This window comes from Sphingomonas jeddahensis, assembly GCF_001981525.1.
Classification (GTDB): domain Bacteria; phylum Pseudomonadota; class Alphaproteobacteria; order Sphingomonadales; family Sphingomonadaceae; genus Sphingomonas; species Sphingomonas jeddahensis.
In genome coordinates this window covers 119,153-134,034 of the sequence record NZ_MPSB01000002.1, presented here as the reverse complement: position 1 = coordinate 134,034, position 14,882 = coordinate 119,153, and the positions used below count along the sequence as shown (strand labels likewise).

General features: G+C 66.9%; 10 protein-coding genes. 4 read left to right on the top strand and 6 right to left on the bottom strand.

Features of this window, described 5'->3' with window-relative positions; genetic code table 11:
* Nucleotides 1-53 precede the first annotated feature (53 nt).
* Entirely contained in the window at nucleotides 54-434 is a 381-nt protein-coding gene (locus SPHI_RS02640) for a group II truncated hemoglobin (RefSeq protein ID WP_076743351.1), read from the bottom strand.
* A gap of 391 nt (nucleotides 435-825) precedes the next feature.
* On the bottom strand, nucleotides 826-1,926 hold the full coding sequence (dinB, locus tag SPHI_RS02635; RefSeq protein WP_076743350.1) for a DNA polymerase IV: 1,101 nt from the start codon (nucleotides 1,924-1,926) through the stop codon (nucleotides 826-828).
* 101 nt (nucleotides 1,927-2,027) lie between these two features.
* Here dinB and SPHI_RS02630 point away from each other — a divergent pair, with 101 nt between their 5' ends.
* Entirely contained in the window at nucleotides 2,028-2,240 is a 213-nt protein-coding gene (locus SPHI_RS02630; protein WP_076743349.1) for a hypervirulence associated TUDOR domain-containing protein, read from the top strand.
* A 98-nt stretch (nucleotides 2,241-2,338) separates the two neighbouring features.
* Here SPHI_RS02630 and SPHI_RS02625 read toward each other — a convergent pair whose 3' ends face one another.
* Both SPHI_RS02625 and SPHI_RS02620 read right to left on the bottom strand, forming a co-directional pair.
* Nucleotides 2,339-3,631 (bottom strand): YihY/virulence factor BrkB family protein, encoded by a 1,293-nt coding sequence (locus SPHI_RS02625; protein ID WP_083719662.1) that lies wholly within the window; start codon nucleotides 3,629-3,631, stop codon nucleotides 2,339-2,341.
* Between the two features lie 227 nt (nucleotides 3,632-3,858).
* A complete protein-coding gene (locus tag SPHI_RS02620; RefSeq protein ID WP_076743579.1) occupies nucleotides 3,859-5,373 on the bottom strand; it encodes an acetyl-CoA hydrolase/transferase family protein in 1,515 nt (504 codons plus the stop codon).
* A 360-nt stretch (nucleotides 5,374-5,733) separates the two neighbouring features.
* Here SPHI_RS02620 and SPHI_RS02615 point away from each other — a divergent pair, with 360 nt between their 5' ends.
* Together SPHI_RS02615 and SPHI_RS02610 are read left to right on the top strand one after the other, a co-directional pair.
* On the top strand, nucleotides 5,734-6,852 hold the full coding sequence (locus SPHI_RS02615) for an MFS transporter (RefSeq protein WP_083719736.1): 1,119 nt from the start codon (nucleotides 5,734-5,736) through the stop codon (nucleotides 6,850-6,852).
* A gap of 57 nt (nucleotides 6,853-6,909) precedes the next feature.
* On the top strand, nucleotides 6,910-7,896 hold the full coding sequence (locus tag SPHI_RS02610) for an SDR family oxidoreductase (RefSeq protein ID WP_076743348.1): 987 nt from the start codon (nucleotides 6,910-6,912) through the stop codon (nucleotides 7,894-7,896).
* Between the two features lie 119 nt (nucleotides 7,897-8,015).
* On the opposite strand, the gene SPHI_RS15385 is transcribed toward SPHI_RS02610, so the two are convergent.
* Nucleotides 8,016-11,192, bottom strand: a complete 3,177-nt coding sequence (locus tag SPHI_RS15385; protein WP_083719659.1) for a helicase-related protein — start codon at nucleotides 11,190-11,192, stop codon at nucleotides 8,016-8,018.
* 124 nt (nucleotides 11,193-11,316) lie between these two features.
* Between SPHI_RS15385 and SPHI_RS15470 the strand changes: the two genes are divergently transcribed.
* Nucleotides 11,317-11,697, top strand: coding sequence for an SWIB/MDM2 domain-containing protein (locus SPHI_RS15470; protein WP_408640468.1), 381 nt, complete (start codon nucleotides 11,317-11,319; stop codon nucleotides 11,695-11,697).
* Nucleotides 11,698-11,908: 211 nt separating this feature from the next.
* Here the strand turns inward: SPHI_RS15470 and SPHI_RS02595 are convergent, their stop codons facing one another.
* Complete coding sequence (locus SPHI_RS02595; RefSeq protein WP_076743575.1) at nucleotides 11,909-14,836, bottom strand: PAS domain-containing protein; 2,928 nt, start codon at nucleotides 14,834-14,836, stop codon at nucleotides 11,909-11,911.
* Nucleotides 14,837-14,882: the final 46 nt, after the last annotated feature.

Below are 14,882 nucleotides of genomic sequence, written 5' to 3'. Positions count from 1 at the left end.
ATTCGCGCCTATGTCGAGCACGGATGATTGCGTCAAAATGGCGAGTGCCCGCATCACTCCCGCATCATCCCGCCTGCCATATGGAGAAAAGCCTGCTGGATCTCCGTGCCGAGCGTCCGATCGACGCGGCACTCGGCCATCGCGCGGCGCATCGCATGCACCCACAACGAGGCCGTCTCGCGAGTGATGCCCATGTCGCGGTGGATCGACATCATGCAGGCTCCGGGCCGCGCATCGAACCAGATGCGCGGCCCGCCGAGCCATCCGCTCAGGAACTCGGCGAGCGACACGCGCAGCGGGAAAAGGTCCGCCTGGTGCATCGCCCGCAGCGCGGCATAGAACGGCTCATGCTCCATCAAGTCATAGAAGCGCTCCACCACCGCACGCACGCCATCCGCGCCGCCGATCCGGTCGTAGCGCGACTGTTCCGTCATTAAACCTTGTTCCCTTGCATAGCCGGCGCCGCACCCGCGCAAGCGTCCGCTCACCCTCGACCCGCCCGACACTGACGCCCATCTGCCGATCAAGGGTGACGGCGTCCCGGTGGGCGCCACCCACGATCGACTCGACTGCCACATAGTTCTTTTCCTACCCGCAGCCGACCGGATAGTTGAGCAGCACCGTTGAAGCCCATCGTGGCCCAGTTCAACGACGGGGATGCTGCGGATTGGAGTTGACGGCGATCATGTCCCACGCCCTCAGTCGCTCGTGAGCCGCTGGAACAAGGCGCTGATTTTGGAGGCAAGGCCCTAGAAGTGACGGTGCTCGAGTTGTCGGCGGAGTCTGCGATCGACGAGATGGACGCGCTGCGCTGACCAGCCAGGATCATGCCGAGGTGGCGAGCGGTGGCGCGTCGAACAGCGGCAGGGCGGCAGAAACCTCCTCCGCTGCCTCGAAGTTTGACACGGTGACGCCGACCAGGCGGATGCCAGTTTCGGCCGGGTAGATCGAGCGAACGAGCTCGAGGCTCGTGCGGTGGAGCAACGTCCGATCGTTGACCGCCCCGCCGAAGCTGCGGCTCCGAGTAATCAGGCGGAAGTCCTGAAACTTGATCTTCACCGTGACAGTGCGGCCAAACGCCTGAGCCTTCTCGCACCAAGCCCAGACATCGTCCGCCATGCGCAGCACGCCGGCCTCGATCTCGGCCGGTTCGGTGAGATCGCGACCGAAGGTGGTCTCCGAGCCTGACGATTTGCGCACCCGGTGGGGATTGACCGGGCGGTGATCCTCGCCCCGAGCGATGGCGTGATACCAATCGGCCGAACTGCCGAAATGCTGCTCGAGAAAGGCGAGCGACTTGGCGCGCAGATCGGCGCCGGTCTCGATCCCCAGCCGCTTCATCTTCGCCGCGGTGACCGGGCCGATGCCGTGGAAGCGGGCGACGGGCAGCGTCTCGACCCATGCCGGCCCCATGTCGGGCGTCACGGCGAACTGGCCGTTGGGCTTGCGGTGGTCGGAGGCGAGCTTGGCCAGAAACTTGTTGTACGACACGCCGGCGGAGGCGGTGAGGCCGGTTTCGGCAAGGATACGCGCGCGGATCGCCTTGGCCGTCGCCCAGGCGGTGGGAAGGCCGGCGCGGTTCTCGGTGACGTCGAGATAGGCCTCGTCCAGTGACAGCGGTTGGATCAGCGGGGTGAAATCCGCGAAGATCGCATGAATCTGGCGCGACACGGCCTTGTACACATCGAACCGCGGGGGAACGAAGATCAGGTCCGGGCAGCGGCGCAGCGCGGTGACCGAGGGTAGCGCCGAGCGGACGCCGAACGCGCGTGCCTCGTAGCTGGCGGCCGCCACCACCCCGCGCGCGGCGGCATGGCCGACCGCGACCGGCTTGCCGCGGAGCGATGGATCGTCGCGCTGCTCCACCGAGGCGAAGAACGCGTCCATATCCACATGGATGATCTTGCGAGTCGCTCCGCCTTCCATCGCGCACGGCATAGCAGGTCAAGAACGGATGGGGAACGGTGGAGACGCACGCGGGGTCAGGCGTTGGGCTTCATCGGCACGGCATGCCGATGGAGAGTGCAATGACCGAGAAGACGTTCAAGTCCGGCGATCATGTGAAATGGGATACGCCGCAGGGCGAGACGCACGGCAAGGTAGTGCGAAAGGAAACCTCCACCACCAAGGCGGGTGGGCATACCGCCAAGGCAAGCAAGGACGAGCCGCAATATCGCGTGAAGAGCGACAAGAGCGGCAAGGAAGCGGTGCACAAGCCGGACGCGTTGAAGAAGGGCTGACAGGGCTCTTCCCAATGACGTCATGCTGAACTTTTTTCGGCATCCACCGTGCCAACAGCAGCGATCGGGCTGGTGGACGGGTGGACCCTGCAACTAGTTCAGGGTGACGGCCGGAGGGGGGAGGGCGAACGACGTTGCTCGCGCTGTGCCGCCGGTTTGGCGCTGGTGATCCACTTGAGGCCGCCCGAGGCAGCAAGGAGCGCGACGCCGAGCGCAGCGCGGTCGCGGCGGCCGAGGCAGGTGAGGCCGCCAGTGGCGAGGATCGAGGGGATGAGGCCGGCCTTGCCGACCCCGGCAATCCGGAGCGCACGATCGACGCCGCGACCGGTGGCGAACTCGGCGCGCACGCTCGGCGGCGTGGCGGACGGTGTCGGGGCGGGCGCCGCCGACGCAGGCGACTGGCCGGGATTGTTTTCTGACTTCGGCTCCGGTCCGGTGGCGACCGTGTCGGCGGCATAGGCGCCGCGCTGCCCGATCGGCTGCGAGGCGCCGGTGGTGGTGTCGTACGCGGTCTGGCGTTCCAGCTCGCAATTGAACTCGGCACCGAGCAGCAGGACGTAGGCTGACAGGTACAGCCAGGTGAGCAGCACGACCGCCGCGCCGAGCGAGCCATAGGTCGCGTCATAGCTGCCGAAATTGGCGACATAGATGCCGAAGCCGAAGGTCATCAGCACCCACGACAATGCGGCAAGCGCAGAACCGGGGCTGAGCCACAACCATTTGGCGTGCTGGCGATTGGGGGCGAAGCGGTAGAGCGTCGCCGCCGCCGCGGCGCCGACCGCGGCCATGACCAAGTGGGACAGGATCCGGCCGATCGTCAGCACGATATCCGGGAGCCACGGAAAGAGCGTGTCAAGCGAGCTCATCGCGGTGATCGTCGCCACCGCCAGGATCACGCCCAAAACGCCAGCCGCGGTAATGCTGAGTGCGAGGAGGTTGAGCTTGACGAAGCCGCGCGTTTCCTCCTCGTCATAAGCGATGTTGAGCGCGGTGATGATCGCGGTGGCGCCCTTCATCGCGCCGTAGAGCGCGATGCCGAGTGCGATCAACAGGCCGAAGCCCTTCTTGCCATCGGAGGTGGTGACGATGTTGGCGAGCTGCTCGCCGATCAGCCGCGCGGCGTCGGCGGGCATGACGGACATCATCGAGCGGACATTCTCGATCACCGTTTCCGGCGTCGCGATCAGGCCGTAGCTGAGCACGATAGCGCCGAGCATCGGCACCATGGCAAGGATGCCGCAGAAGGCGACGCCCGAGGCGATCAGGCTGATATTGTCCTGCCCCGCCTCCGCCCAGGCGCGCATCGCGACGTCCTTCCAGCCGCGCGGTGGGATAGCCCATGGCTTTGCCGCGTCGTGGCCGGCAGTGCTTGCTTCGGTGGTCGTCGCCATCGTGTCCCCAAACCCTTGTCTTCGCAGACGAACAGGTTGGGGGCGCGGACGTTCCACTGGGGTCGAGTGCGGCCGACGTGTTCGCGTGAGCGCTGGGGTCTTCCTACGTCATGCCGGGCTTGTCCCAGCATCCAGGGTGCCGCGTGCTCTCATGCCGTTAGGTTCGCGGAATACTGGACCCCGGCACAAGGCCGGGGTGACGGAGCATTGGTGGGATCGGACGCTCGTCAGCCCGGCAGCATCGTGCCCGTTTCCATGAAGCGGCGGTGCCAGGACAAGGCCTCGGCCGGCAGCGAGGGGGCGTGGAGGCCGTAAGAACCGCCGCGGGTGCGGGCGGCATAATCGGTGAGCAAAGGCCGGTAATCGGGGTGGGCGCAGCGCTCGATCACCAGCTTGGCGCGCTGCTGCGGGCTTAGGCCGCGCAGGTCGGCGAGGCCCTGTTCGGTGACGATCACCTGCACGTCCTGCATGATGTGATCGACATGGCTCGCCTGCGGCACGATGGCGGAAATGTTGCCGTTTTTTGCCGTGGAGGGCGTCATGAAGATCGAGACATAAGCGTTGCGTGCGAAATCGCCCGAGCCGCCGATGCCGTTCTGGATTCGCGATCCCATCACCAATGTCGAATTGACGTTGCCGTAGATGTCGGCCTCGATCAGGCCGTTCATCGCGATGCAGCCGAGGCGGCGGACCAACTCGGGGTGGTTGCTGATCTCCTGCGGGCGCAGGATCATGCGCTTGGCGTAATGCGCCATGTCGGCGTTGAGCCGCTCCGCCGCCGCGGGGCTGAGCGAGAAGGCGGTGGCCGAGGCCATGCGCAGCTTACCGACATCGAGCAGGTCGAGCATCCCGTCCTGAATCACCTCGGTATAAGCTGTCATCGGGTCGAACGGCGCATCGACCAGGCCGGAAAGCACCGCGTTGGCGATGTTGCCGACGCCCGACTGGATCGGCAGCAGCGAGGCGGGCAGGCGGCCGCGCTTCACCTCATGGCTGAGGAATTCGATGATGTGGCCGGCGATGGCCAGCGCGGTGGCGTCGGGCGCGGCGAAGGGCAGGTTACGATCCGGCGCGTCGGTTTCCACGATGGCGACGATCTTGTCGGGGTCGCAGGCGAGATAGGGCGTGCCGATGCGATCGTCGGGCTTGACCAGCGGGATCGGCACGCGATCGGGTGGCAGGCGCGTGCCGTAGTAAATGTCGTGCATGCCCTCCAGCGCGGCATTCTGCCAGCGATTGACCTCAAGGATCACGCGGCTGGCGCGATCAAGCCAGGTCTTGTTGTTGCCGACCGAGGATGAGGGGATCAGCGAGCCGTCGGGGCGGATGCCGCTGATCTCGATCACGGCGGTGTCGAGCGTGCCGATCACGCCTTCCCAGGCCATCGGTGCGACCTGGCTCAGATGCATGTCGAGATAGTCGATCTCGCCGCGATTGATCTTTTCGCGAGCGACCGGATCGGAGCTGTAGGGCAGACGCTGGGCGATGCCGTCCACTGCGGCGAGCGCGCCGTCGAGCTCCGGGCCGGTCGAAGCGCCGGTCCACAGGTTGACGCGGAACGGGCGGCCGGCGGCGCTTTCGCCAGCCATGCGGCGCGCCAATGCCTGCGGGACCGCCTTGGGGTAACCCGATCCGGTGAAGCCGCTCATGCCGACCGTCTCGCCGGGGCTGATCAGCGCGGCCGCCGTGTCGGCGTCGGTGATGCGGCTGCGAAGGGCGGCACAGGCAATGCGATCGGACACGAGGTTCCTCTTTACGTTGTTGAATGGCCAGTAAGGCTGCCTTTCGACGTTTGGGTCTGCCATGTCGAGGGCGACGCGGCCCAACGCTGCATTTCTTGCTGCGTTGCACGCGTTGATTTTGCGGCGCAGCATAACGATAATACCGCTTGTCACTCCGACCGATGGGCGGAGTTCAGCGACATAGTGGTCGAACACGAGCGGCTGCATCCTTACAGCGGAGAACGATATGATCCCGAGCCTTGGGCGCGGCATGCGTGCGGGTGCGCCATCATCGGCGGTGCACCGGTGAGCGTGGCAACGCTTCCCGTCACCGCGACCGGACAGCCGGTCAACACCAAGCTGGCGCTGTTCGCGCTGGCGATGGGCGGGTTTGCGATCGGCACCACCGAATTCGCGTCGATGAGCCTGTTGCCCGAGCTTGCCGCCGGGCTGGGCGTGGACGAGCCGACCGCGGGGCATGCGATCAGCGTCTATGCGCTGGGCGTGGTGGTCGGCGCGCCGCTGCTGGCGGTGCTCGGCGCGCGGCTGTCGCGGCGCAAGCTGCTGATCGGGCTGATGAGTTTCTTTGCGCTGGCCAATGCACTGTCGGCACTGGCGCCGGATTTCGGCTGGATGCTGGTGTTCCGTTTCCTCAGCGGCCTGCCGCATGGCGCGTTCTTCGGCGTCGGGGCGCTGGTGGCCGCGGGGATGGTGCCGCATGAACGGCGAAGTCAGGCGGTGTCGCGCATGATGCTGGGGCTGACGATCGCCACCATTGCGGGCGTGCCTTTCGCCAATGTCGTGGGGCGGGCGCTCGGCTGGCGCTGGGGTTTCGCGATCGTCGCGGTGCTGGCGGTGGCGACGGCGGTAATGGTGCTGTTCTTCGCGCCGCGAACGCCAGCCGATCGCACGGCGAGCCCGCTGCGGGAGTTGGGCGCGCTGCGCAACCTGCGCGTGTGGCTGGCGCTGGCGACGGGGGCGGTTGGTTTCGGCGGGCTGTTTGCCGTTTACACCTATCTTGCGTCGACGATGACGGAGGTGACCGGCGCGCCCGGGATGATCCCGGTGGCGCTGGCGCTGTTCGGCGTGGGGATGACATTGGGCACGATCATCTGCGCCTGGGGAGCGGATCGTGCGCTGATGCCCACCGCCGGGCTGACTCTGGCGTTTGGGGCGGCAATGCTGGCGATCTACGCGATCGCGGCGGAGCAATTGTGGTCGATGCTGATGATCGTGACGTTGATCGGCATGAGCGGCGGGCTGGGCAGCGTGCTCCAGATCCGCTTGATGGATGTGGCGGGTGAGGCGCAGATGCTGGCGGCGGCGCTGCACCATTCGGCGTTCAACGTCGCCAATGCGCTGGGGCCGTTGCTGGGCGGGGCGGCGATCAGCGCCGGCTTGGGCTGGACCTCGACCGGGTGGGTCGGGATGGGGCTGGCGCTCGGGGGGCTGGCGATCTGGGCGCTGTCGCTGCTGGTGGATCGCCGGTTGAGTCGCTGAGAAGTGAACGTCCGCCGCGTCGGGCCGTTGTCGGTCGAGATTAGCGGAGACGAAGCGATGAGCGATTTCGAGGCCTCTCGCCGGGGCGTGCTGGGTGGTGCTGCGCTGGGCCTGGCCGCGGCGGCGACACCGGCGGGGGCGCAAGGCGGTGCGGGCGAGCGACCCGTGCTGCGCGATCCGCGCACCAAATATCGCCGCGAGCCGTTTCCGGAGCAGCGCCAGCCCTGGCCGGCGCTGGCGAGCAAGATGAACCCGCGCCCGGACCATGGCGAGACGAGCTATCGCGGATCGGGCAAGCTGACCGGGCGCCGCGCGCTGATCACCGGCGGCGACAGCGGGATCGGGCGCGCGGCGGCGATCGCCTTTGCGCGCGAGGGCGCGGACGTCGCGATCAATTATCATCCCAGCGAAGAGCCCGACGCGCGCGAGGTGAAGCAGCTGATCGAACAGGCCGGGCGCAAGGCGGTGCTGCTGCCCGCCGACATCCGCACCCAGAAGGCGTGCGAGGAAACGGTGAAGAAGGCGATCGCGCAGCTCGGCGGGCTCGACATCCTGGTCAACAATGCGGCCTATCAGCAGAGCCGGGCCGACATTTTGGAGATCACGGATGAACAGTTCGTCCGCACCTACGAAACTAACGTCTATCACGTGTTCCGTTTCAGCAAGGCGGCGATCCCGTCGCTGCCGCCGGGGGCGGTGATCCTCAACACAATCTCCGTGAACAGCTATGATCCCGGTGAGGAATTGATCGACTATGCCTCCACCAAGGCGGCGATCCTGAACCTGACGAAGGGCATGGCCAAGCAGCTCGCCAAAAAGGGCATCCGCGTGAATGCGGTGGCGCCGGGGCCGGTGTGGACGCCGCTTCAGGTGGCGGGCGGGCAGTTGCCGGGGAAGATGGGCGAGTTCGGGCAGGATACGCCGTTGGGACGCGCCGGGCAGCCGGCGGAGCTTGGATCGCTGTTCGTGGCGTTGGCGTCGGACGAGGCGAGCTTCTCCACCGGGACCGCGGTGGGTGCGCATGGGGGGAGGGGGAATCCTTGATCCACTAGCGACGCACCGTCACCCCGGCCTTGAGCCGGGGACCCGCTTCTTCTGATACGTGACGAGGCAGCGGGACCCCGGATCAAGTCCGGGGTGACGTATAACCGAGAGGTTAGAGATCAGCCCAGCAGTGTCGCGAGGCGCTCCAGCCGGGCTTGGGGATCCTCGAGCGGCTCCTTGAGCAGCAAGCGGCCGTCCTTTTCCTCCGGGCCTTCCAGCGCGACGGTGCTGCCGGGGCGTGGGGTGAGGGCGATGGCGGCGGGGCCGGCGTCGATGCGGGCAATGTCGAGCGCGCGGGCGCGTTCGCGGGCTCTGGTGACGGCGAGCAGCAATTGCGCCTCCCCCGGCAGTTCGCCGAACCGGTCCTCCAGCTCTGCCTCGAACGCATCGAGATCGGCGTCGCTGCGCAGGCGGCCGAGGCGGGCGTAGAGCGAGATGCGTAAGTCCTCTTCCGGGATCCAGTCGGCGGGGAGGCGGCCTTCGATGCCCAGGCGCAGGTCGGGCGTCCAGCGCTCCACCGTCTCGCCGCGCGCGGTGCGCAGCGCGTCTTCCAGCAACTGCTGATACAGCTCGACCCCGATCAGCCGCATATGGCCGGCCTGGGTATCGCCAAGCAGATCGCCGGCGCCGCGCATGTCGAGATCGCGCGCGCTGATCGCGAAGCCAGCGCCGAGCCGGTCGAACGCCTCCAGCGTGCGCAGCCGCTTGAGCGTGCGCGGGGCGATCGCATCGTTGGCGTCGGTAAACAGCAGCACCTGGCCGCGGCGGTGACCACGCCCGACGCGGCCGCGCAGCTGGTGCAGCTGGGACAGGCCGAAACGGTCGGCGTGCATGATCGCCATGGTATTAGCGCGCGGCACGTCCAGCCCCGCCTCGATGATGTTGGTGGCGAGCAGCACGTCGCCGTCGCCGCGGCCGAAGCGGACCATGGCGTCGTCAATCTCCTCGGCGGGCATCTTGCCATGCGCCTGGAGGAGATCGAGTTCGGGGACGAGCTTGGCCAGCTTCTCGGCGAGCGGCGCCATGTCCGAAATGCGTGGGACGACGACGAAGCTCTGACCGCCGCGCGCGCGTTCGCGCAGCAGCGCGGCGCGCAGCGTCTCGGGCGCGAAGGGGGAGACGGCAGTGCGGATCGGCTGGCGCCGTGCGGGCGGGGTGGCGATCACCGATAGCTGGCGCAGGCCGACCAAAGCCGATTGCAGCGTGCGCGGGATCGGGGTGGCGGACAGCGTCAGGAGGTGGCCGGCAGAGAGATCCTGGAGCTTGTTCTTGTCGGCGGCGCCGAAGCGCTGTTCCTCGTCGACGATGACGAGCGCGAGATCCTTGTAGGCGACGCCCTTGCCGGCGACCGCGCCGGTGCCGATCACGATGTGGACGCTGCCGTCCGCCAGGCCCGCCTTGACGCGCTTCTTGTCGGCGGCGCTGGTCAGGCGTGAGAGGCCTTCGACGACGATGTCGGTGCCCTCGAAGCGGGCCTTGAAGGTTTCGAGATGCTGGCGGGCGAGCACGGTGGTAGGGGCGGCGAGCGCGACCTGCTTGCCCGCGAGCGCGGCGACGGCGGCGGCGCGCAGCGCGACCTCCGTCTTGCCGAAGCCGACGTCGCCGATCACCAGCCGGTCCATCGGCTTGCCTGAGGCGAGATCACTGCGCACCGCTTCGATGGCGGTGAGCTGATCGGCGGTTTCGGAGAAGGGGAAGCCGGCGGCGAACCGCTCATAGGCGGCGACGGGCGGGTCGAGCACGGGGGCGGTGCGATCGGCGCGCTCGGCGGCGAGTTCGGTCAGGCTGCGCGCGGTTTCGGCGATGGCTGCGGCGATCTCGCCGCGGCGGGCATGCCAGCTCTTGCCGTCGAGCGTGTCGAGCGTGACGGCATCGTCCTCTGCGCCGTAGCGCCACAGGCGGTCGGCTTCGCTGACCGGCACCAGCCGCACCGCTTCCTTGGCGTAGTGAAGCTTGATCGTGTCGCCGGCGACCCCTTCGCTTTCGGGCAAGGCTTCGATGCCGGCGACCACGCCAATGCCATGATCCTCGTGGATCACCGTATCGCCGACGCGGATCTCTGCGGTCTGCACCAGCGATAGGTCGACGCGGTGCGCGGCGCCGTCCTCACGTTCGGCGCGGCTGCCGATCAGGTCGGCGGCGGCAACGGCAAGTAAGCCATCGCGGCGGAAGCCGCGATCGGCGGGAGCGGCGAGGGTGAGCAACGTGCCCTTCCTGGCCTTGCGTACGGCGGCCCAATCGGCCGCTGCTGTTGCCTCCGTTTCCAACCGTTTCTCGATGCGGCGGGTAAGGAATTTCAGGTCGCGCGCGCTGCCCAGCAGGACAACGCGATCGCCGGCCGCCAGCGCCTCGCGCGCGGTCTTGGCGAAGGTGGCAAGCGGAGAGCGCTGCTCAATGAAGCGGGCGGGCGGCTCACCCTCCCGCGCCGGCGTCGTGACATCGCGCGTCTCCAGCGCCTTTCGCCAGGCGGTGTCGTCGATCATGTCGCTCGATGCGCGGCGGCTGCCGCGGCGCGCCGCATCGGCGCTGAGCAGCAGCAGGCGGCGCCGACGCTCGTCCGCTGTCGCCGTGATCGCCACTCGCGCGTTCGGCAGGTGATCGAGCAAAGTCACCCGTTCCTCGCCCAGCGGGGGCTCGGCAACGCGGCCGAGTTCGTGCTGTTCGACTTCGCCGATGCTGCGCTGATCGGCGGGATCATAGCGGCGAATGCCGGTAATCCGCCCGTCGGCGGCCTCGATGCGCAGCGGCATGTCGATGTCGGCAGGGAAGACGTCGAGCACCTGCCCACGCAGCGCGATCTCGCCGGGCTCATCGACGCGCTCGTCCGCGACATAGCCCAGTTGGATCAGCGTATCGTGCAGTTGCGACAGGTCGCATTCTTCTCCCACCTTCACTGACGGGGGCGACGCATCAAAACCGGCACGCGGCGGATAGGCGCGCGCAAGTGCCTCGCCGGAGGTGACGAGCACGATCGGCGCGCGGGACTTGGCCTCGCTCAGGCGCCGGATGGCGCGCAGCGCCGATACGCGCTGGCCGACGTTGGCGGGGGAGGCCGGCGCATTGTCGCCGGGCAGCGCATCCGTGCCCGGGCAGAACAGCACATCCGCCTTGGGCAACATCGCGGCGAGCACGCGGGCGAGCGCCACGGCGCGCGTTTCATCGGCCAAGGCGACCACAACATCCTGCTGCGCGGCGAGTTCGGCTAGCGCTGCACCGGTCTCGGCAATGCCCATCGGCGGCGGCAGATCGCTCATCGCGGGCATGGCGGCGATCTCCGCGTCGGAAAGAGTGCGCATTTCAGGTGCTTGGATCCCCAGTGGCGAAGCTCACCGAACGGGCGGCGCGCTTCCCCGTTCCTTGCGATCCCGGTTGCGACGGAACTTCACCCGGCGATGTCACTTAAGCAGGAGATGGCGCGCGATGGTCGATCGCGAAGCGGCACAGGAGGAGAAGGCAATGGCGCGAACGGCGGAAAAGCGTGGCAAGGACGAAACCAAGGCCGCGGAGAAGAAGGTCAAGGCGACCGGCAAGCCCGCCACCGGCGCGCGCGGCGGCATCACGGCACCGGTGACTCCGTCCCAGGAGCTGGCAGAAATCGTCGGCAAAAAGGATCTGCCCCGCAGCGAAGTCGTCAGCAAAGTGTGGGAATATATCAAGAAGCACGATCTGCAGGACGCCAAGGACCGGCGCCAGATCAACGCCGACGACAAGCTGGAGAAGATCTTTGGCAAGAAGTCGGCGAGCATGTTCGAGATGAACAAGCATCTCAGCAAGCACCTGTCTGCCGTCAAGAAGGACTGATTGCCGGTTCCCGGCTTGCCGAGGCCCCTCTGAGGAGGTGGTCACTGACAAGTTGCGTCGTCCGGGCCTTGTGCCGGGATCCACCGATTCGAGAATCCAGTGGTTGAGATTTGCAGCGCTGTGGGTTCCGGGACGGGCCCGGTACGACGAAGTGAGTGTCGCCAGCACGTCTCTGATCCGCACAGGCGTCGTTAGTTGGTATTCGTCGGCGTTATTCCATGATGTCGCGTATGCGGGCGGCCAGTGCGTCCATCGCGAAAGGCTTTGTCACCAGCGCCATGTTGGGCGCGAGCTGGGCGTTGCCGATTACCGCATTCTCGGCATAGCCGGTGATGAACAGCACCTTGAGCGACGGTTTCAAGCTGAGCGCGGCGTCGGCGACCTGCCGCCCGTTCATGCCGCCGGGCAAGCCGACGTCGGTGATCAGCAGGTCGATACCTGGATTAGCCTGAAGCGCCCGCATCGCGCTTTGCCCATCGAATGCTTCGAGCACATCATAGCCGAGATCCTCGGCGACCTCGACCACCAGCATGCGCACGGTTGGCTCGTCATCGACAACCAGAATGCAGCCAGCCTGCGCCTCATCGGCGCGATTGAGCATCGATGTCGTCGCATGAGTTTCGGCCAGCAGGCCGTCTGGCTCGTCCATGTGGCGGGGAAGATAGATGCACATGGTGGTGCCCATCCCGAGCTCGGTGTAGATTCGCACCTGGCCGCCCGATTGCCGCGCGAAGCCATAGATCATCGACAGGCCCAGCCCAGTGCCTTCGCCCATCGGCTTGGTGGTGAAGAACGGATCAAAGGCCCGCCCGACCACGTCCGGCGCCATGCCGGTGCCAGTGTCAGTCACGCAGATCGAGACATATTGGCCCGGATCCAGATCGCGTTCGCGCGCGGCGCGTTCGTCGAGCCACTTGTTGGCCGTCTCGATCGTGATCCGCCCGCCGTCCGGCATCGCATCGCGTGCGTTGATGCACAGATTGATAATCGCGTTTTCAAGCTGGTTGGGATCGACCAGGGTGCTCCAAAGCCCTGCCTTGCCAACGGTTTCCACCTCGACATGCGGGCCGACGGTTCGGCGGATCAGCTCCTCGACGTCGAAGATCAGGCGGTTAACGTCGGTGGGCCGCGGATCAAGTGTCTGGCGACGCGAGAAGGCGAGCAGCCGGTGGGTAAGAGCGGCCGCGCGCCGCACTGCGCCTTGCGCCGCGACCGAATATTTCTCCAGCTCGGTAACGCGGCCCTGGGCGATGCGGACCTGCATCATCTCCAGCGCGCCTGAGATGCCGGTGAGCAGATTATTGAAATCATGGGCGAGCCCGCCGGTCAGCTGGCCGACCGCTTCCATCTTCTGCGACTGGCGCAGGGCGTCTTCAGCGCGGTCTCGCTCGGCGGTGGTTTCCTCCACCGCATGCACCAGTCGCTGACGCTCGGTTTCCAGCTGGCGTTCCACTGCTTTGCGCGTCGACAGGTCAAGCATAGCCCCGACCATCCGCAAAGGCGTGCCGGCGGCATCGCGGAGGACATAGCCGCGATCGAACACGTCGGCGTAGCTGCCATCGCCTTTGCGGAAGCGATATTCGTCGGTCCAGTCGGTGGCGTCGCCATCGATAACAAGGTGAATGCTGGCGAAGATTCGGTTGCGGTCCTCCGGATGGATCTGGCCGAGCCACCATTCGCCGGTCGGCTCCACCGTGGTCAGCGGATGGCCATAGGCCTCAAAAAGCGCCTCGTTCCAGGTGACGTGGTTGGTGCGGAAGTCCCAGTCCCAGACCGCGTCGTTGGTGGCGCGCCCGGCGAGCCGCAGCCGTTCGCTCACTTCGCGCAGCGCCGCTGTGGCCTCGCGATCCTTGGTCACGTCCTGAACCGTGCCGATCAGGCGGATTGCAGCGCCGTTTTCGAAGAACGCCAGGCCGTGCGCGCTGACGTGGCGCAGCAGGCCATCCTCAATGCCGACTGTTCGATACTCGACCTCGAACTTGCCCGCGCCGACAGGGTCCAGCGCGGCGAGAACGGCGCTATGAGCACGTTCGCGATCCTCGGGGTGAAGCCCGGCGAGATAGGTGCCTTCGTAGCTGACCGGCGCTCCGGGTGGCAGCCCGAACAGCGCGCGGCAGCGGTCATCCCAGGTGAGCGTTCCTTCGCGGGGGCGGTAATCGTACCGGCCCAGCTCGGCGGCGGCGGCGGCCACCTCCAGCTCCTCGCGGCTGCGCTCCAGCGCCTGTTCGGTACGGCGCCGCTCGGTCAGATCCGAAAACAGGACGGCGACATGATGCTGCTCCGGCCGATCGATCCGATAGGCATGGGCCAGGTACCAGCGGCTGTCGAGCGCCGACGCGGGCAGCTCGATCCGCTCGGCCACCCCCGTACGCGCGACGCGCCCGTAAATGTCGAACCAATGCTGTTCGTGATCGGGCGCGATCTCGCGCATCCAGCGCCCCGGAGCGTCAGCGATGCCGGTATATTGTTCAAAGGAATCGTTCACTTCCAGGAAGCGATAGTCCTCCGCCCTGCCGTCCGCGCCAAAGCGGAGCTCGATCACGCAGAAACCGGCATCGATCGAGTTGAACAGCGAACGATAGCGCTCTTCGCTGGCGCGAAGTTCCGCCTCCGTACGGGCGCGATCGACCGCGTCGCGCGTGCGAACCGCCACGTCCTCGACCAGCGAAATGTCCATCGCCGTCCAAGCGCGCGGCGTGGGTTCGTGAACGTAGAGCATCGCGTCGAACTGGCCGTCGCGAAGTAGCGGAACCACGACAAGGGCGCGCACGCCGATGCTGTTCCAGCCAGCGAGATGGGCGCCGGTGCGGGGATCGACGGCGCTGTCGCTGACGACCAATGTGCGGCCAGCCCGCAGCTCGGCAATCACGTCGGGGCCGAAGCTGTCGAGCAGGCGTGCTTCGCCCGCTAGGCTGGGGATCGTGCCCGACCAATCGGCATCCACGCGCACAGTGGCGCCATCGGCGCTGATCGCTCCGAAGCCGCAGCGGCCGGCCTTCATGTGAGTGCCGAGCAGTTCAGTTGCCGCAATCAAAATACCGGCGGCATCATCCCGCTGGCGTAAACGATCAAGGAGTTGAAGCTGGAACGTTTGTCGCTCGAGCAGTTGCTCGCGGCTAAGCTCTTCTGATCGCGGCATCGGCATCGGTTTTCCGGAGGTCGCGCCGCGTTATGCGCTTTAGCGG

Bases quoted from the DNA above. Each gene is read 5' to 3' on its own strand.
- SPHI_RS02640 (WP_076743351.1), bottom strand. From the start codon at position 434: ATGACGGAACAGTCGCGCTACGACCGGATCGGCGGCGCGGATGGCGTG.
- dinB (WP_076743350.1), bottom strand. From the start codon at position 1,926: ATGGAAGGCGGAGCGACTCGCAAGATCATCCATGTGGATATGGACGCG.
- SPHI_RS02630 (WP_076743349.1), top strand. From the start codon at position 2,028: ATGACCGAGAAGACGTTCAAGTCCGGCGATCATGTGAAATGGGATACG.
- SPHI_RS02625 (WP_083719662.1), bottom strand. From the start codon at position 3,631: ATGGCGACGACCACCGAAGCAAGCACTGCCGGCCACGACGCGGCAAAG.
- SPHI_RS02615 (WP_083719736.1), top strand. From the start codon at position 5,734: ATGGGCGGGTTTGCGATCGGCACCACCGAATTCGCGTCGATGAGCCTG.
- SPHI_RS02610 (WP_076743348.1), top strand. From the start codon at position 6,910: ATGAGCGATTTCGAGGCCTCTCGCCGGGGCGTGCTGGGTGGTGCTGCG.
- SPHI_RS15385 (WP_083719659.1), bottom strand. From the start codon at position 11,192: ATGCGCACTCTTTCCGACGCGGAGATCGCCGCCATGCCCGCGATGAGC.
- SPHI_RS15470 (WP_408640468.1), top strand. From the start codon at position 11,317: ATGGTCGATCGCGAAGCGGCACAGGAGGAGAAGGCAATGGCGCGAACG.
- SPHI_RS02595 (WP_076743575.1), bottom strand. From the start codon at position 14,836: ATGCCGCGATCAGAAGAGCTTAGCCGCGAGCAACTGCTCGAGCGACAA.